Raw genomic sequence first — 20,785 nt, 5'->3', positions numbered from 1 at the left:
CGCTTAGGCGTTGCGCTGGTACATCCAGCGCGCAAAAGCCCCGGCTGTGAAGAACATAAATACCCCGTAAACGGCGGCTGGAATCACCATGGTGGGCGATACCATCGCGCCAACGGCCATGGCGAGCGTGGTGTTGTGCACGCCCAGCTCAATGCTCACAGCGGTGGCCTGGCGGCCATTCAAGCCGGACACAATAGACATCAGGTAGCTGATGGTCATGGCCAACACATTCAAACTCACCACGGCCAGACCAACAACAGCCAGATTCTCACCAATGTGGGCGCGCTCACTAAAGAGCGCGGCAAAGACCACCAGCACGAAAAACACCATGGCGATTTTCTTGGCGAGTGGTTCGTTACGCAGCGACCATGCTTCAGCTTTGGCGCGCACCAACATGCCTAGGCTGAGCGGAATCAGGGTGATGATGAGCACCTTCACCACAATGCCAGACATGTCGAGCTGAACGGCGAGCTCGCCGGTCATGAAGTGGTCGCTGGCGAGGCTAAGTATCAGGGGCGTTAGGATCACCGCAGCCACACTGCTGATGGCGGTCATGGAGATGGAGAGAGCCGTGTCGCCTCGTGCGAGGTGAGTCAGCATATTGGCGGTGGTTCCGCCGGGCGATGCACCAAGCAGTACCATGCCAACGGCAAGTTCAGGCGGCAGCTTGAAGACAACGGCAAGCACAAAAGCGAGCAGCGGCGAAATTAAGAGTAGATTGAGCAGGCCAATGCTGATGCCCTTGGGGTACAACACGACGCGTCGGAAGTCGGCCAGCGTAAGTGCCAGGCCAAGACTAAACATAATGATAAATAGTGAAACGGGCAGCAGCAGAGTAATAAAAACGCTATTCATGATGGGTCCGGTTTTTGTTGTTATGACCGGATAGTGGCGGGATTACGCGTTGCCTGCAAGTTGCAGGCAACGAGGAGCTTAGATGCCAGTTAGCGGTGTTTGCTGGCTAGGCGGAATGCCCACAGGGCGACGCCCCGTCACGGCCATAACAACGGCGTTTTTAGCGGCGAAGGGATGCGCGATTACCGGGCTCCAGACAATATCGTTCTGGCTTGAGCGCAAGCCGATGCGGCCATAGTCCAGCCAACGCCCGAGTAGCGACTGATGCACCCAGACATCATCGATGTCGGCACAGGCAAGCAGGCGGGTGCGACCGCCGGCAATGCCATCCCGCAAGAGCAGCGTGCGGTTGGAGACAACCAATAGGTTACTGCTCTGACGCAGCATGGCGAGGAGTCCGAAAAGGCTGAAGGCCATCCAGCCGCCACCGCCACCCTGAGTAATCATGGCGAAACCAGCTAGGCTCCAAAGCGCCCACCAAACACCCAGTAACGGCGAGCCGTGGGTTGAGAAAAAGGGCTGATCCAGCTGAGGTTTGGGGATGGCATTCGATGCCGCTAACTTGAGGTGGGACACACGCGCCACATTGCCACGCGTGCCAAACTCAGGCAGCGGGCTAGTGGACATGCCGTCGCTCAGGGCATCCAGTGTGCTTAAACGAGTTAGTGCGTGTTTGTGCCAAGTGGACATGAGCTGGCGTCCTTACTGTGGAGATGTACTGAACTTATGCCTTGTGCGCGTAGAGTGAAATTGCAGACGCGTTGCTGTTTTGTAAGGACTTGCAATTTCGACTCAATGAAATCGGCCCAAAAAAAGCCCCGGAAGACCGGGGCTAAGCTGTGTTGCGTTCACCGTTCAGGATGAATGGATTGGCCTGACTTAGAAGTTGTAGCGAGCGGTGAAGTGCAGTCGATCCAAGTCGCCCTCAGCCCCGCCTTCAACTTTTCGTTTGGCATGTAGTCCTTCTACGCCCACATCTAGCTTGGGGTTTACCGCATACATCAAATTGATTAGTCCGGAGGTCACTCGCTTCGTCGCATCTGCCGTGGCGGAATGGGGGTTGCTTGCAGAGAACAAGGAGAACTGTAGGTTGCTCCGTAGATTATCTGTCCAAAAATGACGATAAGTGACATAGCCTGCGCTAATGCTAATTAAGTCCAGCTCGCCAGTTACCGTATTTAAGGTGGCGTCATTACTGGTGTTGAGAGACATGTAGCGGCCAATCCCGTCACCGTGAGTGAGCATGAAGCGAATATCGTCCTTTTGCCCCACCTTGACTTTGCCGGAGACCGAAACGCCGTAGGCCGTTTGACTGTCACCGGTATTGGTTGCACCTGTTGGGTTTTTGACGCGTAGCTGGCGCACGAGCGCAGCGCTGGACAGGTGTCCAAAACCACCTTTGTGCGTATAGCGCGCCACGATGTCTGGTACGGCGCTGTCGTTGCTTTCAACAGGCGCTGCTGAGCTTGTAGGTCCGTTGTCTGTTGAGCCGCCCACGACGGTTTGGCTGTTTTCTAGGGCGAACTGCCAAGGCCCACGGGTGTAGCGGAGCTGTGGCTGGCGGCCAAACACGGCACCGTCGGAGGACCCTACAAAATCAGCGGTTTCCGGCAGCACGCCCAAGTCTTGAAAGGTGGTCCACGCTTGACCTGCCATCCACCGGCCGTAAGTAAAAAAGGCTTGTCTTAATTCAGGGCTATAACCATTGCTGATGCGTTCATCGCCTTGTGTTGAGCCGAGGAAGTCCATTTCTATATGACCCTTAAGCGCACTGTCACCCCCCACTGGGGTTTCAGTGGTGACAATGAAGCGTGTTTGTTTGGCATGTAGATCAAAAAACTGACGCGATTTGCCATTACTCATGGCGGTGGCACCTGCGCCACCAAAAACCGGGATTTGATTCGGGACATAAAAGTCACGACCCACGGTGCGGCCTACTTCTCCTGCTGAGAACTGAGAGGAGATGGCGTCTAGTTTTACATAACCTTTGAAGCCAACCTGGGTCTCTCCTAGCTTCAGGCCTGTTGGAGTGGCAGGTACGGCGACAGCGGGCGAGGGCTTTGGCGAGGTATTTTCCGTAGCGCTATTAATTTGCTGCTCTAGTTGGGCGAGGCGTGCTTTCAGTTCAGCAATGTCGCTGTGTGTATCTGCCCAACTATTAACGGGTAGCAATGCCAAGGCTAGGGGGGTGAAGCGGCAAAGTTGCATCAGACGGCTCATGATTCTAACTCTCCAGCGCTAAGGGTTATCGATGTATAGCGATAGCTCATGAAGACTGGCTATTAGCCCTTAGTCTCTAAGACCTTGTGCGAATGCCAACTGGAAGGGTGAATTTCGACCAAAGACTAATGCGCCTGACTCGTAAGTCAGGACATACTCGCACCATTCAATGGCGGATTGCCGAAGGAGTTCTTCATGAGTGAAATCAAAACCTACGCCGTACCTAACGATTACAAAGGTGCGCGTAACTCGGCTGCTGACTACGAGCGGCGTTATGAATTGTCGGTGACAGATCCCGAGGCGTTCTGGGCGGAAGAAGCGACACTGCTGGATTGGATGAAACCATTCACCCAAATCAAAGATGTGTCCTACAACGTTGAGGACTTCCGAATTCGCTGGTATGCCGATGGCGCGCTGAACGTGTCCACTAACTGCTTGGATCGTCATCTCCAGGATCGTGCCGGCAAAACGGCCATTATCTGGGAGGGGGATAACCCCAGTGAGAGTCGCTACATCAGCTATCGCGAATTGCATGATGAAGTCTGTCGCTTTGCTGGCGCGCTGAAGGCCAAAGGCGTTAAGAAGGGCGACCGCGTGACGATTTACATGCCGATGATTCCGGAAGCGGCTGTGGCCATGCTCGCCTGCACGCGCATTGGGGCAGTGCACTCCGTGGTTTTCGGAGGCTTCTCGCCGGACTCACTGGCCGGCCGCATAGAAGATTGCCAGTCCACCATCGTGATTACAGCTGATGAAGGCCTACGCGGTGGGCGCGCCATCCCGCTGAAAGCGAATGTGGATAACGCCATTCGCACGCCGGCAGGCAGTGGCGTGAAGACCGTCATTGTGGTGCGCCGCACTGGCGGCTCGGTGAACTGGGAGGCTGGCCGCGACCATTGGTATCACGATCTGATGGCGGGCATGAGCGCAGATTGCCCGGCGGAAGTCATGAATGCCGAAGACCCGCTATTCATTTTGTACACCTCGGGCTCTACCGGTAAGCCCAAGGGCGTGTTGCATACCACCGGGGGCTATTTGGTCTATACCGCCAGTACTTTCGCCAATGTCTTTGATATTCGCGAGAACGATGTGCACTGGTGCACTGCTGATGTGGGTTGGGTCACCGGGCATAGTTATGCGCTTTATGGCCCGCTGGCTAATGGCGCCACTACCGTGCTGTTTGAAGGGGTGCCGCAATATCCGGATTGGAGTCGTTTTGGCCAGGTGGTAGATAAGCATGGCGTGACCATCCTCTACACGGCACCCACCGCGATTCGCGCCATCATGCGTGAGGGCGATGCCCCCATGCTGTCCACGTCACGCAAAAGTCTGCGCTTGCTCGGCTCTGTGGGCGAGCCGATCAATCCTGAGGCGTGGGAGTGGTATCACCGCGTGGTGGGCGATGGCCGCTGCCAAATTGTTGATACCTGGTGGCAGACCGAAACCGGCGGCGTATTGATCTCGCCGCTGGCCGGTGCGACTGCGTTGAAGCCGGGCTCGGCCACCTTGCCCTATTTTGGCGTGCGACCCGCCATTGTGGATAACGAAGGCCAGGTGCTGGAGGGCGCCTGCGAAGGCAACCTCGTCATCCTCGATTCCTGGCCCGGACAAATGCGTTCGGTCTATGGTGATCACCAGCGCTTTATTGAGACCTATTTCAAAACTTTCGCCGGTGTTTACACCACGGGCGATGGTGCCAAGCGCGATGCTGATGGCTATTACTGGATTACCGGGCGTGTCGATGACGTGTTGAATGTGTCGGGCCACCGCATGGGAACCGCCGAAGTCGAAAGCGCGCTGGTCTCCCATAAGGCGGTCGCGGAGGCAGCGGTGGTGGGCTTCCCGCACGACATCAAAGGTCAAGGCATTTATGCCTATGTCACGCTACAGGCAGGTGCTGAGCCTAGCGAAGCGCTGCGTAAAGAATTGATCGCGCATGTACGTACGGAGATTGGGCCGATTGCTGCGCCGGACATGATTCAGTGGGCGCCGGGCCTGCCAAAAACGCGCTCGGGCAAAATCATGCGTCGCATTCTGCGCAAAATTGCCGCCAACGAGTTTGATGGCCTTGGCGATATCTCCACGCTAGCCGACCCGTCGGTAGTCGAGAGTTTGATCAAGAGCCGTAAAGCGGGCTAAGGCAAACCTGAGGTGGGAGGCGAGCATGAAATTCATTATCGCGGATGATCATCCGCTGTTCCGTGATGCGCTTAAGCGGACAGTGGCGAGCTTGTTCCCGATGGCTCAATTGATTGAGGCCGACACCACTGCAAGCTTGCAGCAGCGGCTCGAGGCCGCAGACGATTTGGATTTACTGCTACTGGATCTGCACATGCCGGGCAGCTCGGGATTTTCAGGGCTCGTTCATGTGCGGGCGCGTTACCCTTCGTTGCCGGTTATTGTGGTGTCTGGGAATGAAGAGCCTAGCGTAATGCGTCGAGCCATTGCCCATGGTGCCAGTGGTTATATACCCAAGTCCTCGTCTTTGGAGGAAATGGCACAGGCCATCGCGGGTGTGTTGGACGGCGATGTCTGGCTGCCGGCCTCGGCGGCGGGCTCACAGCAGACGCAACTGGCGCCGGATGAAGTCGATATTGCTGAGCGTATCCGTGATCTCACACCCCAACAGTTTCGCGTGCTCATGATGCTGGCGGATGGCTTGTTGAATAAGCAAATTGCCTACGAATTGAATGTCTCAGAGGCGACCATTAAGGCGCATATGACGGCCATTCTGAGAAAGCTTGGAGCATCGAATCGGACACAGGCTGTGGTAGCGGCTGCCCGGCTGCAGCTTGATCCGAGTATGCGAATGGTTGAGGTTATAGAAGAGGACTGAGTTAATCGGTGCGCTGCGCACTGACCAACACATAATGCGCCCTCTGCCATCGGAGCCAGTGTCGGCAGAGGGCGGCAGTTCCGGCTATTTTCAGCCAAGCTAGAGCGCGTTTTTTCGTGGTGGGAAGTTCTGCCGAGCGGCGTGCCACGAAATCGGCGAATCCTTGTAAAACCTCTGCATCCAAACACTCTATACGAATGGCCTCAAAGCCCAGTCGTGTCAGTGTGTGCTCGAGTTCGCTGGCGGTGACAAAGCTGGCCTTAGGGATGCCCGTGAGCGTTGTGATGAGGCGATGTTGTATCTGGCGAAGCATGCCGCTGTGTGAGGGTTTAAGCACCGTGGTAAAGGCCAGGCGACCCTGAGAGCGCAGAAGATTTTTAGCTACGGCAGCAAAGGCACCCAGCGAGTCGGCATGGTAAGCAGCATCCACACAGACCACCGTATCACATCCCTCTGGCGGGAGCTTTGAGATGACGGCTTCCGGCAGGGGCAGCTGATCGAAGCGGCCCTGATGCATCGAGAGGCCTTCTCGGGCATGAGCTGGCCAGCCCGCTACGCAAGTTGCTTGCAGCTCTATGCCAATCACATGGCCCGCTGCGAATTGCTGCTGCCAAAACAGCAGACTGGCGCCATGGCCGCAGCCTAGGTCGGCTACGCATTGCCCCGTGGAGGTTATAGCTGCCGCGCCTACGCGCCAAGCGAGCTGCTCGGCAGCCTCCACATAGTTTGTTATGGGCGTCCCATCGGGCCGCTGCCAGCAGCCGAGATTGGTCCATGCCGGCGCTGGCATGGCGTCATCGAGTAGGACGTGCGCAATGGCGAATGTGGCGGTGTCTGCTGTCATGCGTAGGCGGCCATTTCATGCCGGCCGAGAGGTCGGCAGCACCGCTGCGACGGCTTGTGCCGAGCGGACGGCGGACTCCAGCAGCGGCACACCCGGGTAGGCCCAAGAGCCACAAAAGAAGACGCGACGGTCGGGTTCGGCGTGCAGTTCAGCGAGGGCAGCTTGCACACTGCGCGTCCCCGCATGAACGACCGCACGAGCTAACGGAACACGGGCAATGACGTGCTCGGCCTCGGGCTCGAACGCGGGGTTCCATGTCTGTAGTACCGGCGGCGCGTTTTGCAGCGACGGCTCAACCGCATTCACAAGGACTGTGAACATGGGCTCAGTGAACTGGCGGTCCATTTGAAAGTTGAGCGCGCTCCACTCACTGCGACGGCGGGGTAAGAAGCGCGTATCGCTATGCACCCATAGCTCGCCGTGATCGAAGCGTACATCAGTCAATAAGGCGCGCTCGCGGCCATACTCCGTGGCGTCCAGAAAATCGATCTGGTTCGCTTGGGTGGCCACAATGACGCGGTCAAAGTCGGCCTGCTCACCGCGGGCATTGGTGACGCGCAACGGGTGTGGCTGATGGTCGTTGCGGGTGACCGACGTCACGGGGCTGCCACTGATAAAGTGAAGGCCGCGAGCTAGGCCGTCGACCAGTGCCGGGGTGCCGCCCGTGAGTCGGCGCAAGGTACTGCCATGCAAGATGGTATCCACCAAGAGCATGAGGTCGCGCGCTGGCCACGCCATGAGATGCGCTTCTCGGCAGGTGCAAATCGTGGTCAAAATGGGCAGCATCAAGCCGCGCCAAAACAGCGGTTGGAATTGCTCCTCAGCGAGAAACTGTTGCAGCAAGCGCGTGTCGTTTGGGCTATTGCGCAGTCGCTCGGTGGCTGCGCGCAGTTGCCGCAGGCCTTGTGCCAGCATCAGGGTTTTGCCATTGAGATGACGCCAGGAGCCAATCCAAGGCCAATTCACGCCGGGCAACCGGCTGCTGCGAAACCAGGTGCTGCCATCATCCCAGCTACAAGAGGTGAAGGTATCGACGGGGAAGCTGCTCACGCCGACTTGCTCGGCCAGTGTCAGCACACTCTGCCAAGCCAAGGGGCTCATGACGCGTAAAGGCACGTCCACCAAACCGCCATGAATGTGCAGGCTGTGGGCATCCATGCCGCGTTGCGGATGCGCTTCAAATACCGTCACGCGATGACCCGCTAAGAGCGCTAATCTCGCGGCGGCCAAGCCCGCCATGCCGCTACCAATAACGGCAATTTGTTCACTCATGCCCAGCATACTCCGGAGCGTTAGCGCCGCTGCGCACTCAAGAACGCGCGCAGAGCGGCAGGTTTGATGGGCTTGCGGAGCAGGCCTAAGCCCGCCTCACGAACGCGATGGGCTACTGCATCGGTATGGTCTGCGGTCACCAAAGCGCCTGCGCGTCCCACACTGAGTTCGCATAGGAGCAACAAGCCGTCTTCATTGTCGGTAAGATGATAATCGGCCAGTACCACTTGTGGGTCTTTTTCTTGCAGCAGTTGTTTCGCTGTTGGCCCATCCGGCGCGAGAAATACGGTACAGCCCCAGCGACTGAGCAAGGCACTCATGCCGGCCAGTATGTCGGGCTCGTTATCAATGCAAAGTACACGCAGGCCTTGCAGGTTACCTTCTTGCTGAAGGTCAGCAGCCAACGGGTGTTTATGGCTAGGTGTGTGGATGGCTTCGGGCATCAAAATGCTGAAGCAGGCGCCGCGTCCCCGTGTTGAACGAACGGTGACGGGGTGCTGCAGTAGACGAGCCATGCGGTCAACAATCGCTAGCCCTAGCCCCAGACCTTTTTCGCCCCAGGGTGACGCTTCTCCACCGCGTTGAAACTCTTCAAATATATGCGCTTGTTTGCCGAAAGGAATTCCCGGGCCTGTATCCAATACATCAACACGCCAAGTCGATTGACCATTCATTTGACGCGCACGGAGTCCAATCAAGACACCACCTTCTCGGGTGTAGCGCAGGGCATTATTGATAAAGTTTTGCAGGATACGACGTAGCCATTGCCGGTCGCTGACCACCCAAACCGGCGCTTCCGGCAAATGAAGACGCAATTGCAAGTGGCGTTGCTGGGCCACAGGCCGCACCTGCTCCGCCAACTCGCGCAAAAGGTCGCTAAGGGCAATGGGTTCTTGATGTGGATTGAGTGCACCTGCATCCAGCCGTGAAATATCGAGCAATGCCGAGAGCAGCTCCTCGGCACCGCGTAAAGAGCTATCCACTTGTTTGGCCAGTTGTTGGGCGTCCCCACTCAGGGCGGGATGCAGGCTGAGCGCGGATGAGAATAGTCGTGCCGCATTCATGGGCTGAAGTAAGTCATGGCTGGCAGCCGCTAGAAAGTGAGTTTTAGACTGATTAGCGTGTTCGGCCTGCTGCTTAGCTTGTTGCTGGGCTATCAACGCGGCTTCCAGCTCTGCGGTTCGTTGAGCCACCCTCAGTTCCAGTGCTGCTTTGGCCTCTGAAAGCGCGCTCTCGGTGAGCTTAAAGTGCGTGATGTCGGCGAAGGTGGTAACAAAGCCGCCGCCCGGGATGGGCTGGCCACGAAGTTCAAGGACTTTGCCATCGGCACGCCGACGCTCGACCACATGAGCACTGCCGTTGCGCATATGATCCAGTCGTTTCGCGACATGCGCATTGATATCGCGAGGACCACATTCGCCGCGTTGGGCGTTGTAGCGAATGAGATCAGCCACTGGGCAGCCGGCGTAGACCATGCCTTCAGGGTAGTCAAATAGCTCTAAATAGCGACTATTCCACGCCACCAACTTCATCTCAGCATCGACCACGCTGATGCCTTGCTCAATGTGCTCCATCATGGTGCTCAGCACGCCACGATTAAAGCGTTGTAATTGCGAGCTTTGGTCAAGTAATGCCACGACCTGGCCTATTTCTAGGCCGGAGCCGCGTAATGCAGTGGTCAATAAGGTGCGTGCCGATGAAGTGCCCATCGCACCTGCCAAGAGTCGCTCTGAAAACTGCACCCAGCCCCGGCTGGCAGGCCGACGCAAATCTAAGTGCTGCATGCGTCCACGAGCAAATTGCTCAAAGGCTTGCTGTGTCGCCTCTTGGCCTAGAATGCGAGCAACTAAGGTGTGAAGTTCACTGAGGGGTAGTCGATGCCATTCGGCCGTGTGCAGATTGTCCGCCTCATCCGCGTAGGGATCTAAAAAGGGGGCTGCCTCCAGTTGCTCACGAATGCTGGGTCGGAACCGTAATGAAACGAGTACGAACAACGAAATATTGATGAGCAGCGACCAAAAAACACCGTGCGTCAGGGTGTCCCAACCGGTGAGGCCAAACAGGGCGTAAGGCTTGAACCAATCGACACCGAATAGACCGTGAGTTAGCCAGTCATTATCAAAGCCGAGTGCGGGCAACAAGGCCGGTAACATCAGTGTATATAGCCAGATGGCGAAACCAGCGATGAGGCCTGCAATGACGCCCTGCCGAGAGCCTCCTCGCCAAAATAGCCCCCCGATCAATGCGGGGGCAAATTGCGCCACGGCGGAAAAGGCTAGCAAGCCCACGGATGCGAGTTGAGAAAACTCGGCTAGCAGGCGGTAGTAGCCATAGCCGAGGAGTGCCAACGTTAAAATAGCCCAGCGCCGAATCCATAACAGTAAGCGTGGCATCGGCTGCCGTCCAAAGCGTCCAAAGCGCAGGAGCAAGGGCACCACGAGGTCATTGCAAATCATCGTAGATAACGCCACGGAGGCAACAATTACCATCCCGGCGGCTGCCGAAAACCCACCGATAAACGCCAGCATCGCTAGCGCCTCTTCACCAAGCATGAGCGGCAAGGCCAACACAGCGGTATCTGGGTGTATGCCAGCCAAGCGTGGATCTAACAACGCCATGCAGGCAATAGGCAGTACGGCAAGCGTAATCAGCAGGAGATAGAGGCCAAACCAGAGTGGCGCTTGACGCACTTGTCTAACATCGTGGCACTCCACGACGGCGACGTGAAATTGTCGGGGTAAACACATCATGGCTAAGAAGGCGAGTAAGAGCTGTGCCATGAAGCCAGTAGGGAGGTTGCTGGGGCGCAGGAGTTGATTGAGACGAGCATCCGCTTGCCAGCCGGCCGGAAGTGCTTGCAAGCCACGCCAAGCAAGCCATGCAACGGCCAGTAAAGCGATCAGTTTAACCAGCGATTCAAAGGCAATCGCGAGCATAAGCCCGTGGTGGTGCTCGGTCGCGTCAATGTGGCGTGTACCAAAAAGCATGGCCAGTAGGGCCAGTAAAAGACTGGTCCAAAGTGCCGTGTCGTTCGTAGGGAAGGCTTGGCCCAAACCGCCTGCACTAAGGACATCCACACTCATGGCCACGGCCTTCAGCTGTAAGGCGATATAGGGGAGGGCGCCGATAATGGCGACCACAGTGACCATCGCTGCCAGTAATTGTGCTCTGCCGTAACGCGCCGCAATGAAGTCGGCAATGCTGGTGATGGAGCGTGACTTACTGATGAGCACCATGCGCTCGAGCAGGGAGCGACCAAAGACAATAAACAGCAATGGCCCTAAGTAAATGGGTAGGTAGGCCCACCCGCCAGTGACGGTAGCGCCCACGGCACCATAAAACGTCCACGAAGTGCAATACACGGCCAAAGTAAGGCTGTAGAGCAGGTTTTTGTGGGAAGAGGATAGGCTATGGCTACGTTCATCACCCCAATAAGCGATAGCAAACAGCAGGCTGATATACAGCAGCGAAATAAGCGGCAGCAGCCAATGTGGCATGCCTAACTCCCCAGCGACGGCCGTTGAATAGATTCTCTGCGACTATGGTGTAAGGCTGCGCGAGCGTCTAGCCCGTGGGGCTTAGACGAAAGTCGAGTTGTGGGAGGTATTGCTGAAGCCCACCCACGGCGGCAGCACGCGCCTGCGCCATCAGAGACGCGTGAGCCGGCACAAAGTCGCGTAATTGGCACATGCTCAGTCCCGCATAGCCGCAGGGATTGATGCCACGAAAAGGGCTGAGGTCCATGTCCACATTGATTGAAAAGCCGTGATAGCTACAGCCGCGTCGAATGCGCATGCCTATCGAGGCAATTTTGCGACCGTCAACGTAGACCCCATGCGCCGAGCGATCGGCGACTGCCGCGATGCCAAAGCTGCGTACAGCCGCTGTTAGGCCATCTTCAACGGCCTCGACAAAGTGCCGAGTACTGATGCCTAGCCGGTCGATATCCACTAAGAGGTAGCCCACGAGCTGCCCCGGACCGTGGTAGGTGACTTGCCCGCCGCGATCAGATTGCACCACTGGAATATCGCCCGTGAGCAACAAGTGCTCGGGCTTGCCTGCCTGACCTTGGGTGTAAACCGGCGGATGGTCGAGCAGCCACAGTTGGTCTGGGCTGCTTTGATCTCGCGTTTGCGTGAGGTCTTGCATGGCCTGCCAGGTGGGCTCGTAATCTCGCCGCCCTAGCCAGCTCGTGTGCAAGACCGCGCGCATCAGAGCACCTTCTTGATCATCGGTTCGGCGGCGAGATCCGCGTAGAGACCGTTGATCTGTTCCTTGCGCTCGACTCGGAATAGCGCCCGTACGGACACATAGGTGCCCTTGGATGACGGCACGATATCGAGGCTGGCCGGGTCAAAATCAGGCACATGGCGACAAATGATGTCGGCGACTATTTGCGCCATCGGGAAACGGGTTTCCCCCATGACCTTGAGCGGATAGTCCATGGGGAACTGCCAGAGTTCCTCATGCAAAATGTCAGTTGGTTTGCGTTCCATAGCGAATCTCTCGTTTAGAACAAGTTGCTCAGGAAGCGCTTCAGGTGGTGCCACAGGCGAACCACGAAGTTGGTTTCTTCCACGGCTTCCATGGCGACTACATTTTGTGTGGCGATGGTTTTGCCATCCAGCGTCACCACGACTTCGCCGACTTTCTGACCCTTGGCAATGGGGGCTTCCAGATCAGGCATCAAGCGAGTAACAGCTTGGACTTTGTCTTTCTGGCCACGGGGCAGGGTGATGGACAGGTCACGATCCAGACCGGCTTTGACGAGGTCTTCACGACCAAACCACACCTGCGCGTCGCCCAGCACTTTGCCTGCCGCCAGCGGCTTAATGGTCTCAAAGCTGCTAAAGCCCCAGTTAAACAGCGCGCGGGTTTGATCAGCGCGGTCTTGCATGCTGTTGGTGCCCATGACCACTGAGATCAACCGCATACTGCCGCGTTTGCTAGAGGCCACTAAGCAGAAGCCGGCATTCTCTGTGTGACCCGTTTTCAGACCGTCCACCGTGGGGTCGGTGTAGAGCAAGGCGTTACGGTTGCCCTGCTTGATGTTGTTGTAGGTGAATTCTTTTTCCGCGTAGATCGGGTAGTACTTGGGGTTATCGCGAATGATGGCCTGAGCCAAAATCGCCATGTCACGCGCGGTGCTGAGGTGGGCGGGATCAGGCAGGCCAGTGGCATTCATGAAGTGAGTGTTTTTCATGCCCAGGCGCTTAGCTTCCGCATTCATGATTTCAGCGAACGCAGGCTCTGAGCCTCCAATATGCTCTGCCAAAGCTTTCGAGGCATCGTTGCCGGACTGAATAATGACGCCACGAAGCATGTCGATGACGGAGGCGGAGCCGTTCAGTGGCAGGTACATGCAAGACTCGGCACTGGTGCCGCGACACCACGCATGCTCGCTGACCAACACAGGGTCCGACTCTTTTAGACGACCGCTCACCAATGAATGCTCAACAATATAGCTGGTCATCATTTTGGTGAGTGACGCCGGCTCAAGTTGCAAGTCGGCATTGCTGGCGGCCAATACGCGACCTGAGTCAGCATCCATGACCACATAGGATTTGTTTTCCAGTGCAGGTGGGTTGGGCACAACAAAGGCGTTAGCAAAGCCACTGCTTAGCAATACAGCAAGGAAGGTCGTGGAGAGGATACGGTTCATCTGAAGGGTCCGAACTAGTGATCTGAATGCAGTCATTCTAATGCAGGTAAAACAGCGATGGCACAGCGATTGCTTAGCTTCGGCAAAATAGCCAAAGGTTTTTCTGATGTTGCGTGTGCTTTTACTCGGTGAGCCTGGTACTCGCTCCGATTCGCTCGGGCGCTTGCTGCTGGACGCTGGGCACGCGGTGGAAACCTTGCCCGCGTCGCGCCTGATGCATCTCGAAGCATTGGTGACGGCCATGCGCCCCAATGTGGTGCTTGTCGACTACACCGACCCCTTACGCGACAGTGTGGAGCAGCTTTGCTATGCCCCGTTCGGGCTCGACACCCCCTTGTTGTTATTAGGCCAAGGCTTAGATCAAGGCCTATCGCAGCGCGTTAGTCGTGCGGGGTTCGCGGTTTACACGGGTTTTGGTAGTGATGTGGTGCATTTGGCAGCCTTGCTGCCGGTCTTAGATGTACTGGTGTCGCGCGAGCGCACCTTGCGTGACGAGGTTGACAGCTTGCGTCAGGCATTGAGTGATCGGCGGGATATTGAGCGAGCCAAAGATTGGCTGAGCGATAGCCGAAAATGCAGCTCCCAGGCGGCTTTCGAAGCATTGCGGCAAAAAGCGATGGAGCGCGGTGAGAGCTTAGGGCATGTGGCTCGGCTGCTCTTGGCGAAGGCCGGCGACATCAGCCCGGGATAGCACTAAGCCATTTTTTGTAGAGTTGGCACAGTTTCTGCTTTAACTCAGATGTGCAGTTCAAGCCTGTACAAGCGACAACGGGTTCCCTCGCGTTGTCGTCACAATTTGACTGATGTGACTCGGTAACGAGTGACATTTCGGACAACGGCGTCCGTATCGCGAAAGCGGTGCGGGCGTTTTTTTTTGAATTGAAGAAATGGCCCACAGGCGGAGTACGGACATGAGTGAAGACAGCAAATCAGTCGCCGAGACCTTAGTCAGCAATCGCCGCGACTTTATCAAAAATAGTGCTTTTTTTAGCGCTGCAACCCTGGCGGGAGGCGTGGGTATGACGGTATCGAGTGGGGCGTGGGCTGCCGGTAGCGACAAGCCAGAAAAAACACAGGTGAAAGTGGGCTTCATTCCTCTCACCGATTGCGCCTCCATCGTGGTGGCGGCAGCAATGGGTTTTGATAAGAAGTACGGCATCGAGATTATCCCAAGTAAAGAAGCAAGCTGGGCCGGTGTGCGTGACAAGCTGGTCAACGGCGAGCTGGATGCCTCGCATGTACTCTATGGCTTGATTTACGGCGTGCAGCTGGGCATTGGCGGCATCAAAAATGATATGGCCGTGCTCATGGGTCTGAACAATAACGGCCAGGGCATCACGCTATCCCGTCAGTTGTTAGATCAAGGCGTGAAGGATGGCCCATCGCTGGCCAAACACATTAAAGCCAACCCGCGTGAGTACACGTTTGCCAACACCTTCCCCACCGGTACGCATGCCATGTGGCTGAATTATTGGCTGGCGTCTCAGGGTGTGAACCCGATCAAGGATGTGAAGAATATCGTGGTGCCGCCGCCCCAGATGGTTGCCAATATGCGGGTCGGTAACATGGACGGTTATTGCGTGGGTGAGCCTTGGAATGCCCGTGCCATTGCCGACAACATTGGCTTTAGCGTGGCCACCTCGCAGGATGTTTGGGCTGATCACCCCGAGAAAGTGTTGGGCGCAACCGCGGCGTGGGTGAAAGAGAACCCCAACACGGCACGCGCGCTGATCGCAGCGGTGCTGGATGCATCGCGTTGGATCGACAACCCGAAAAATCGCCCGTTGGTGGCCAAATTGATCTCGGATAAGTCGTATGTGAATGCCCCTGAAGCAGTCATTGCCGGTCGATTCCTGGGTCAGTACGACGACGGCATTGGCCGCAAGTGGCAGGACAAACACAGCATGGCGTTCTTCCGCGAAGGCCAAACCAATTTCCCCTACCTGTCCGATGGCATGTGGTTCCTGACTCAGCACAAACGGTGGGGCCTGCTCAGCACTGATCCGGATTACCTCGGTGTCGCTAAGCAGATCAACCAAATCGATTTGTACAAGCAAGCGGCCGCCATGGCGCGGGTGCCTGTACCTAAGCAGGTGATGCGTAGCAGCAAGTTAATTGATGGCAAGGTTTGGGATGGCAAAGATCCTAAAGCCTATGCCGCGAGCTTCGCTATTCGCGCCTAAAGCGAACGACTTAATAACGAAGTGGAACCGTTATCTGCGAGGGCGTTTGCGCCCTCGCTGGGAGAGATTTATGTTGAAATTTTCTGCGGCACTGCCGGCCAATATCGCCGCTGAATCCATCCGCATGCGCCGGCGTAAATTGCAGGCTCACGCCATGCAGGTTTTGCCGCCTCTGTTGGGCGTCTTACTGTTCCTCCTGGCCTGGCAAATGCTGGCAGGCTTTCGCAGTGACCTGCCGGGCCCCGGAGCAACGTGGGATGCGGCACTCACACTTTTTGCGGACCCCTTCTATGAAAACGGCCCGAACGACATGGGCATTGGCTGGAACGTGCTGCACTCGCTGGCCCGTGTGGGTCTGGGTTTCGGCATGGCCGCTGTGGTGGGCATTCCCTTGGGCTTTATTGTGGGCCGATCGGCGTTTATCTCCGGCATGCTGTCGCCCATCATGGGGCTGTTAAGGCCGGTATCGCCATTGGCCTGGCTACCCATTGGCTTGCTCGTCTTTCAGAAGGCTGAGCCGGCGTCGATCTGGGTCATTTTCATCTCCAGTATCTGGCCGATGATTCTCAATACCGCTGCCGGTGTGCGCCAGGTGCCGCAGGACTACCTCAATGTGGCGCGCGTGCTCAACCTCAGTGAGTGGAAGGTACTCACCACCATTCTCTTTCCTGCCGTACTGCCTTACCTGCTGACGGGTGTTCGACTCGCTATTGGTGTGGCGTGGCTGGTGATTGTCGCTGCTGAAATGCTCACCGGTGGCACCGGGCTGGGCTTCTGGGTGTGGGATGAGTGGAACAACTTAAACGTGGCACACATTCTGATCGCGATTTTTGTGGTCGGCCTAATTGGTCTGCTGTTGGAACAGACGCTGGTGTTGTTGGCCCGTCGTTTCGAATACTGAGCCGGAGAATAGCCATGAGCTTGTCGAAAAAATTCGTTGAAATCTCCGATGTGGGCATGACCTTTGAAACGGCCAAAGGCAGTTTCACCGCCCTGAAAAACATTAACCTGACCATTGAGCAGGGCGAGTTCATCACCTTGATCGGACATTCAGGGTGTGGCAAATCAACGCTACTGAATTTGATTGCTGGCCTAACGCTGCCCAGCACCGGCCATTTAATTTGTGCAGGCCGCGAAATTGCAGGCCCTGGCCCGGATCGCGGTGTGGTATTTCAAAATCACTCGTTATTGCCCTGGCTAACCTGCTACGCCAACGTCTACCTCGCCGTTGAGCGTGTTTTTTCTGCGAGCGAGAGCAAAGCGCAATTGAAAGCGCGTACCGATGCGGCGCTGGCCTTAGTGGGCCTAAGCCATGCGGCACAGAAGCGTCCGAATGAAATCTCCGGAGGCATGAAACAGCGCGTGGGCATTGCGCGGGCGTTGGCCATGGAACCTCGTGTGCTACTCATGGATGAGCCGTTTGGTGCCCTCGACGCACTGACCCGCGCCCACCTGCAGGATGAGCTGCTGGCTATTGTGGCCAAGACACAGTCTACGGTCGTTATGGTGACTCACGATGTCGATGAAGCCGTGCTGCTGTCTGATCGTATCGTCATGCTCAGTAACGGCCCGGCAGCGGTCATCGGCGACATCCTAACGGTAGATCTGCCGCGCCCGCGTGAGCGCCTCGCGTTGGCGGAAAATCCGGCTTACCACCAGTTGCGTTCTAGCGTGCTGGAGTTCCTTTATCAGAAAGAAAAACGGCCTGCGGCCTGAAGCTTGCTACACACCTAAACTTGGAGATGTGATCATGAAAAAACTGATTTTAACTGTGTCGCTGTTGTCGCTGGCCATCGCCGAAGTGCACGCAGCAGATGTATTCACCGATGCCGTAAAAGCGGGCAAGGCGACCTTTCAGGTGCGCCCGCGTTTCGAGTTTGTTGATGATGATGGCATGGCCGCTGCTGACCCTGCGAAGGCGTTTATTGTGCGTACCGTGCTCGGCTACAAGCTGGCACCGATTGCCGGCATCACCGCCTACGCCGAGGCCGAAGACATTCGTGCTTTGGCTGACGATTACCATGTTCCTGCCGTGCAGATGAATACGAAATATGCCACCGTGGTCGATCCCGAAAATACGGCGATCAATCAGGCTTGGCTGGCGGGTTACGGCTTCAAAATCGGCAAGCAGAAAGTGGTCTACAACAATGCCCGCTTCATTGGTGATGTCGCTTTCCGTCAGGACGATCAGGTGTTCACCGCGATCAGCTACGAAAAAGCCAAGCTGCTCCCGTGGTTAGACTTGCACGCTACCTATGCCAACAAGGTTGCCATGATCAGTGGCCAGGACGGCGACATTCGCCTGCCTATCGTGAACCTGAAGGCGCGCACGCCGATAGGGGCGAATGTGATCCTGTTCTGGGCAGGTCTGGAAGGCAAAGAAGCGGTTGGTCAGCCGTTCTTGCTGGCTAATGCGGGCAAAAACAAGAGTCGTGAGTATCGCTTGCTGAAAGTGGATGGCAAGAAGGGCAAGTTCTTATATGACCTCTCTTATGGTCAGCAGCGTCACTATGCAGATTCTGTTGAGGCGGTCGTGCCGAATGCCACCTATCGCGACATTCAACTTGGCTACGACTTTGGGCCGGTGCTCGTGAAGGTTCAGCGTGAAGCGCTGGAGAATGGTTTTCAGACGCCTTTGGCGACACTGCATGCCTTCAACGGTTGGGCCGATCGCTTCTTGGTGACACCTGCAGGCGGCTTGGTGGATACCAATATCAAGGCTTCCGGCAAAGTAGCGGGACTGGGATTGGCACTGGCGGTGCATCGCTTTAAGTCCAACGACAGCAGCAAAAAGTTTGGTCAGGAAATTGATGCCAGCATAAGCAAAACCTTCACGCCAAACTGGTCAGCCATGGTCAAGGTCGCTCAGTACGATGGCAGTGGCGAAGATGCCTCGGCCACAACCAAGGATGTCGTCAAAGCCTGGGCCCAGATCGACTACAAGTTCTAACGCCCCCGAAAAACCACCCCTGAAACAAGGCAGCGAGGGTCGCCACCGGCTGAAACTTTCATGCGCCATGGATGGCGCATGAGAGCCTATAAGGGTGAGCGCGGGGTTTGTCGGCGCATCGCGCCGAACCGCGTGAACGACCGCGCGATGTAGCGCGCGAGCTGGACGTACTAGCGGCGTGTTTCAGCCGGTGTTGGCCCTCGCTGGCCGATGTTCGGAGCACCGTTGTTAAGGCATCAGCGCCCGCACCAGCCACGCCACATGTCCCGCCACGGCCACCAGTGCCAGCCACTTCCAGAACTTCACCGGATCGCGCTCGATCCACGGCAGGCGCTGATTCGGCGTAAGACCTGGATTCGGTCGCTCCAAATCCAGCAGCAGCTCGCTAAGCGCCTCATAGCGATTGTCGGCATTGATGGCGCAGGCCTTGCGCAGGGCTGCATCGAACCAGAGCGGCAGATGCGGGTTGTACTTGCAGGCACTGACATAGCGCAGCTGATGAAACGCCGCCGGTGTCTGAGCTTGATCGTAGTCTTCACCATAGGGGTGCTGACCGGTCAGTAACTCATAGAGTGTCACCGCCAAGGAGAACTGATCGGCCCGCGTGTCACGAGCCAGCCCCAGCGCATATTCCGGCGCGGCGTAATCAGCTGCACCCGGCCGATCCAGCACATCGCGTGGAGATGACTCCTGCAGACTGGCCACGCGCGCTGAGCCGAGGTCGATGAGTTTCAGCGTGCCATCGTTGCAGAGCAGGATGTTGTCGGGCTTCAGGTCTTGATGCAGGGTGTCACGGCGATGCAAGGCGCGCAGACCGGCAACGATCTGGCGGGCAAAGCCCACGACCACGGCAATATCCACCCGCGCTTGGCGATCATGCCAGCCTGCCAGCGATTCGCCTTCGAGCCAGTCCATGATGTGGTACAGGCATTGAGGCGCTCGTGTGGGCGGATGAATACGAATGAGGTTTTTGTGCGTGATGCGCTGGCCTATCCAACCCTCAATGGCGAAGTGCGAACGATAGTCTTCGTCATCCTCGAACTGCACGCTCGGCGCCTTCAGTGCGAAGAGCTGGCCGGTCTTGCTGTCACGCACACGGTAGAGGTGGCTGCGTGGGCTGGCATGCACTTCGGCTTCAATGAAGTAGCCATCCAGCGTCTGCCCCGGCAGTAAGCTCGGCGGAACTGGCAAGCGTGACTGCTGCTGGCCGAGTTCGTCATGAGTGTCCAGTCCGACCGACTCCACCCGTGCGAGCTGGCAAGACAGGTTGTCGTTGCTGCCTTGCGCGAGTGCCGTGGCGAGCAGGGTATCGGCCAGTGCTTCCAGGTCGTGCTGCTGCTCGCGCAATAACTGCTTTAGTTGCGGGTTGGAAATAAATCCATGAACCCCGTCACTACAGGTCATAAAGAGGTCGCCCACTTCAATGTCACTGTGGCGATAGTCGATGTCGACACGCCAGTCCATGCCCAGTGCGCGGCTCAGGTAAGTCGTGTCGGCATTGATGCGCGTGCAGTGATCCTGAGTCAGCGGTTCCAGCGTCTCGCCGCGCAGGCGATACACGCGGGTATCGCCAATGTGCAAGATGTGTGCGCTACGGCCACGCAGCACCAGCGCCGTGAAGGTCGTTAGCCAGCCCTGATTCTCGGCATGCGCCTGGCCTCGGCCATGCAGCCAATGGTTGATGGCGGTCACCACGCGCTCGCCCGCGCTCTGGATCGACCAGGTGTCGGGCGTTGCGTAATAGTCGCTGAGAAAGCCTTGCACTGCGGCTTCGGCGGCTTGCCGGCCGGCATCGGCACTGCTGACACCATCGGCAATGACCAGCGCGGCACCACGATGGCGCTCGCTGGCATCAGGCAAACGAATGCCCAGGGCATCCTCGTTGCCGGGCTTGACGCCGGCAAGGGAGCGCTGGGCAACGCTGAGTTGAAGTGTCGCGGTACTGGTTTGGGCTGAAGTCACA

17 protein-coding genes are annotated in these 20,785 nt (G+C 57.1%); 7 read left to right on the top strand and 10 right to left on the bottom strand.

Features of this window, described 5'->3' with window-relative positions; all coding sequences use genetic code 11:
- Window positions 1-3 precede the first annotated feature (3 nt).
- The 3 genes from A8710_RS11050 to A8710_RS11040 all read right to left on the bottom strand — a co-directional run bounded on the left by A8710_RS11050 (window position 4) and on the right by A8710_RS11040 (window position 3,075).
- Window positions 4-879 carry a bile acid:sodium symporter family protein gene (locus A8710_RS11050; RefSeq protein WP_227513028.1) on the bottom strand — a complete coding sequence of 292 codons (876 nt, stop codon included), beginning with the start codon at window positions 877-879 and terminating at the stop codon, window positions 4-6.
- 54 nt (window positions 880-933) lie between these two features.
- Entirely contained in the window at window positions 934-1,545 is a 612-nt protein-coding gene (locus A8710_RS11045) for a hypothetical protein (protein ID WP_068860513.1), read from the bottom strand.
- A gap of 189 nt (window positions 1,546-1,734) precedes the next feature.
- Window positions 1,735-3,075, bottom strand: a complete 1,341-nt coding sequence (locus tag A8710_RS11040; RefSeq protein WP_198341665.1) for a DcaP family trimeric outer membrane transporter — start codon at window positions 3,073-3,075, stop codon at window positions 1,735-1,737.
- Between the two features lie 195 nt (window positions 3,076-3,270).
- On the opposite strand from A8710_RS11040, the gene acs reads away from it, so the two are divergent.
- Together acs and A8710_RS11030 are read left to right on the top strand one after the other, a co-directional pair.
- Window positions 3,271-5,214 carry an acetate--CoA ligase gene (gene acs / locus A8710_RS11035; RefSeq protein ID WP_068860511.1) on the top strand — a complete coding sequence of 648 codons (1,944 nt, stop codon included), beginning with the start codon at window positions 3,271-3,273 and terminating at the stop codon, window positions 5,212-5,214.
- Window positions 5,215-5,239: 25 nt separating this feature from the next.
- The gene (locus A8710_RS11030) at window positions 5,240-5,911 is read left to right on the top strand and encodes a response regulator transcription factor (protein WP_068860509.1); all 672 of its coding nucleotides are present in this window, start codon (window positions 5,240-5,242) and stop codon (window positions 5,909-5,911) included.
- Window position 5,912: 1 nt separating this feature from the next.
- On the opposite strand, the gene A8710_RS11025 is transcribed toward A8710_RS11030, so the two are convergent.
- The 6 genes from A8710_RS11025 to A8710_RS11000 all read right to left on the bottom strand — a co-directional run bounded on the left by A8710_RS11025 (window position 5,913) and on the right by A8710_RS11000 (window position 13,689).
- A complete protein-coding gene (locus A8710_RS11025) occupies window positions 5,913-6,755 on the bottom strand; it encodes a class I SAM-dependent methyltransferase (protein WP_068860507.1) in 843 nt (280 codons plus the stop codon).
- A gap of 15 nt (window positions 6,756-6,770) precedes the next feature.
- Window positions 6,771-8,027 carry an FAD-dependent oxidoreductase gene (locus A8710_RS11020; RefSeq protein WP_157686404.1) on the bottom strand — a complete coding sequence of 419 codons (1,257 nt, stop codon included), beginning with the start codon at window positions 8,025-8,027 and terminating at the stop codon, window positions 6,771-6,773.
- 20 nt (window positions 8,028-8,047) lie between these two features.
- Window positions 8,048-11,524 carry a PAS domain-containing hybrid sensor histidine kinase/response regulator gene (locus A8710_RS11015; RefSeq protein ID WP_068860503.1) on the bottom strand — a complete coding sequence of 1,159 codons (3,477 nt, stop codon included), beginning with the start codon at window positions 11,522-11,524 and terminating at the stop codon, window positions 8,048-8,050.
- A gap of 67 nt (window positions 11,525-11,591) precedes the next feature.
- Window positions 11,592-12,239: a lipoyl(octanoyl) transferase LipB gene (gene lipB / locus A8710_RS11010; protein ID WP_068860501.1), complete on the bottom strand. Its 648-nt coding sequence runs from the start codon at window positions 12,237-12,239 to the stop codon at window positions 11,592-11,594.
- Entirely contained in the window at window positions 12,239-12,523 is a 285-nt protein-coding gene (locus A8710_RS11005; protein WP_068860500.1) for a YbeD family protein, read from the bottom strand. The genes lipB and A8710_RS11005 overlap by 1 nt, the downstream gene beginning before the upstream one ends.
- A gap of 14 nt (window positions 12,524-12,537) precedes the next feature.
- Entirely contained in the window at window positions 12,538-13,689 is a 1,152-nt protein-coding gene (locus A8710_RS11000; protein ID WP_068860498.1) for a D-alanyl-D-alanine carboxypeptidase family protein, read from the bottom strand.
- A gap of 106 nt (window positions 13,690-13,795) precedes the next feature.
- Between A8710_RS11000 and A8710_RS10995 the strand changes: the two genes are divergently transcribed.
- From A8710_RS10995 to A8710_RS10975, 5 genes are all read left to right on the top strand, one after another.
- Window positions 13,796-14,380, top strand: coding sequence for an ANTAR domain-containing response regulator (locus tag A8710_RS10995; RefSeq protein WP_068860497.1), 585 nt, complete (start codon window positions 13,796-13,798; stop codon window positions 14,378-14,380).
- A 220-nt stretch (window positions 14,381-14,600) separates the two neighbouring features.
- Window positions 14,601-15,872 (top strand): CmpA/NrtA family ABC transporter substrate-binding protein, encoded by a 1,272-nt coding sequence (locus tag A8710_RS10990; protein WP_198341664.1) that lies wholly within the window; start codon window positions 14,601-14,603, stop codon window positions 15,870-15,872.
- A gap of 124 nt (window positions 15,873-15,996) precedes the next feature.
- The gene (ntrB, locus tag A8710_RS10985) at window positions 15,997-16,773 is read left to right on the top strand and encodes a nitrate ABC transporter permease (RefSeq protein WP_319822951.1); all 777 of its coding nucleotides are present in this window, start codon (window positions 15,997-15,999) and stop codon (window positions 16,771-16,773) included.
- A gap of 14 nt (window positions 16,774-16,787) precedes the next feature.
- Window positions 16,788-17,588 carry an ABC transporter ATP-binding protein gene (locus tag A8710_RS10980; RefSeq protein WP_068860494.1) on the top strand — a complete coding sequence of 267 codons (801 nt, stop codon included), beginning with the start codon at window positions 16,788-16,790 and terminating at the stop codon, window positions 17,586-17,588.
- A 34-nt stretch (window positions 17,589-17,622) separates the two neighbouring features.
- Complete coding sequence (locus A8710_RS10975; RefSeq protein ID WP_068860492.1) at window positions 17,623-18,822, top strand: hypothetical protein; 1,200 nt, start codon at window positions 17,623-17,625, stop codon at window positions 18,820-18,822.
- A gap of 228 nt (window positions 18,823-19,050) precedes the next feature.
- On the opposite strand, the gene A8710_RS10970 is transcribed toward A8710_RS10975, so the two are convergent.
- Complete coding sequence (locus A8710_RS10970) at window positions 19,051-20,784, bottom strand: bifunctional protein-serine/threonine kinase/phosphatase (RefSeq protein WP_068860490.1); 1,734 nt, start codon at window positions 20,782-20,784, stop codon at window positions 19,051-19,053.
- Window position 20,785 lies beyond the last annotated feature (1 nt).

It is taken from the genome of Perlucidibaca aquatica, assembly GCF_001676655.1.
Lineage (GTDB): Bacteria > Pseudomonadota > Gammaproteobacteria > Pseudomonadales > Moraxellaceae > Perlucidibaca > Perlucidibaca aquatica.
Note: the sequence above shows the minus strand (reverse complement) of the source record. Positions and strands in the feature narration are given on the sequence as shown.

What these genes read in the sequence shown, in the direction of transcription:
- A8710_RS10995 (WP_068860497.1), top strand. Translation starts at nt 13,796, where the DNA reads ATGTTGCGTGTGCTTTTACTCGGTGAGCCTGGTACTCGCTCCGATTCG.
- A8710_RS10975 (WP_068860492.1), top strand. Translation starts at nt 17,623, where the DNA reads ATGAAAAAACTGATTTTAACTGTGTCGCTGTTGTCGCTGGCCATCGCC.
- A8710_RS11005 (WP_068860500.1), bottom strand. Translation starts at nt 12,523, where the DNA reads ATGGAACGCAAACCAACTGACATTTTGCATGAGGAACTCTGGCAGTTC.
- lipB (WP_068860501.1), bottom strand. Translation starts at nt 12,239, where the DNA reads ATGCGCGCGGTCTTGCACACGAGCTGGCTAGGGCGGCGAGATTACGAG.
- A8710_RS11045 (WP_068860513.1), bottom strand. Translation starts at nt 1,545, where the DNA reads ATGTCCACTTGGCACAAACACGCACTAACTCGTTTAAGCACACTGGAT.
- A8710_RS11020 (WP_157686404.1), bottom strand. Translation starts at nt 8,027, where the DNA reads ATGAGTGAACAAATTGCCGTTATTGGTAGCGGCATGGCGGGCTTGGCC.
- A8710_RS11030 (WP_068860509.1), top strand. Translation starts at nt 5,240, where the DNA reads ATGAAATTCATTATCGCGGATGATCATCCGCTGTTCCGTGATGCGCTT.
- A8710_RS11015 (WP_068860503.1), bottom strand. Translation starts at nt 11,524, where the DNA reads ATGCCACATTGGCTGCTGCCGCTTATTTCGCTGCTGTATATCAGCCTG.
- A8710_RS10980 (WP_068860494.1), top strand. Translation starts at nt 16,788, where the DNA reads ATGAGCTTGTCGAAAAAATTCGTTGAAATCTCCGATGTGGGCATGACC.
- A8710_RS10990 (WP_198341664.1), top strand. Translation starts at nt 14,601, where the DNA reads ATGAGTGAAGACAGCAAATCAGTCGCCGAGACCTTAGTCAGCAATCGC.
- A8710_RS11025 (WP_068860507.1), bottom strand. Translation starts at nt 6,755, where the DNA reads ATGACAGCAGACACCGCCACATTCGCCATTGCGCACGTCCTACTCGAT.
- A8710_RS11000 (WP_068860498.1), bottom strand. Translation starts at nt 13,689, where the DNA reads ATGAACCGTATCCTCTCCACGACCTTCCTTGCTGTATTGCTAAGCAGT.
- acs (WP_068860511.1), top strand. Translation starts at nt 3,271, where the DNA reads ATGAGTGAAATCAAAACCTACGCCGTACCTAACGATTACAAAGGTGCG.
- ntrB (WP_319822951.1), top strand. Translation starts at nt 15,997, where the DNA reads ATGCGCCGGCGTAAATTGCAGGCTCACGCCATGCAGGTTTTGCCGCCT.
- A8710_RS11040 (WP_198341665.1), bottom strand. Translation starts at nt 3,075, where the DNA reads ATGAGCCGTCTGATGCAACTTTGCCGCTTCACCCCCCTAGCCTTGGCA.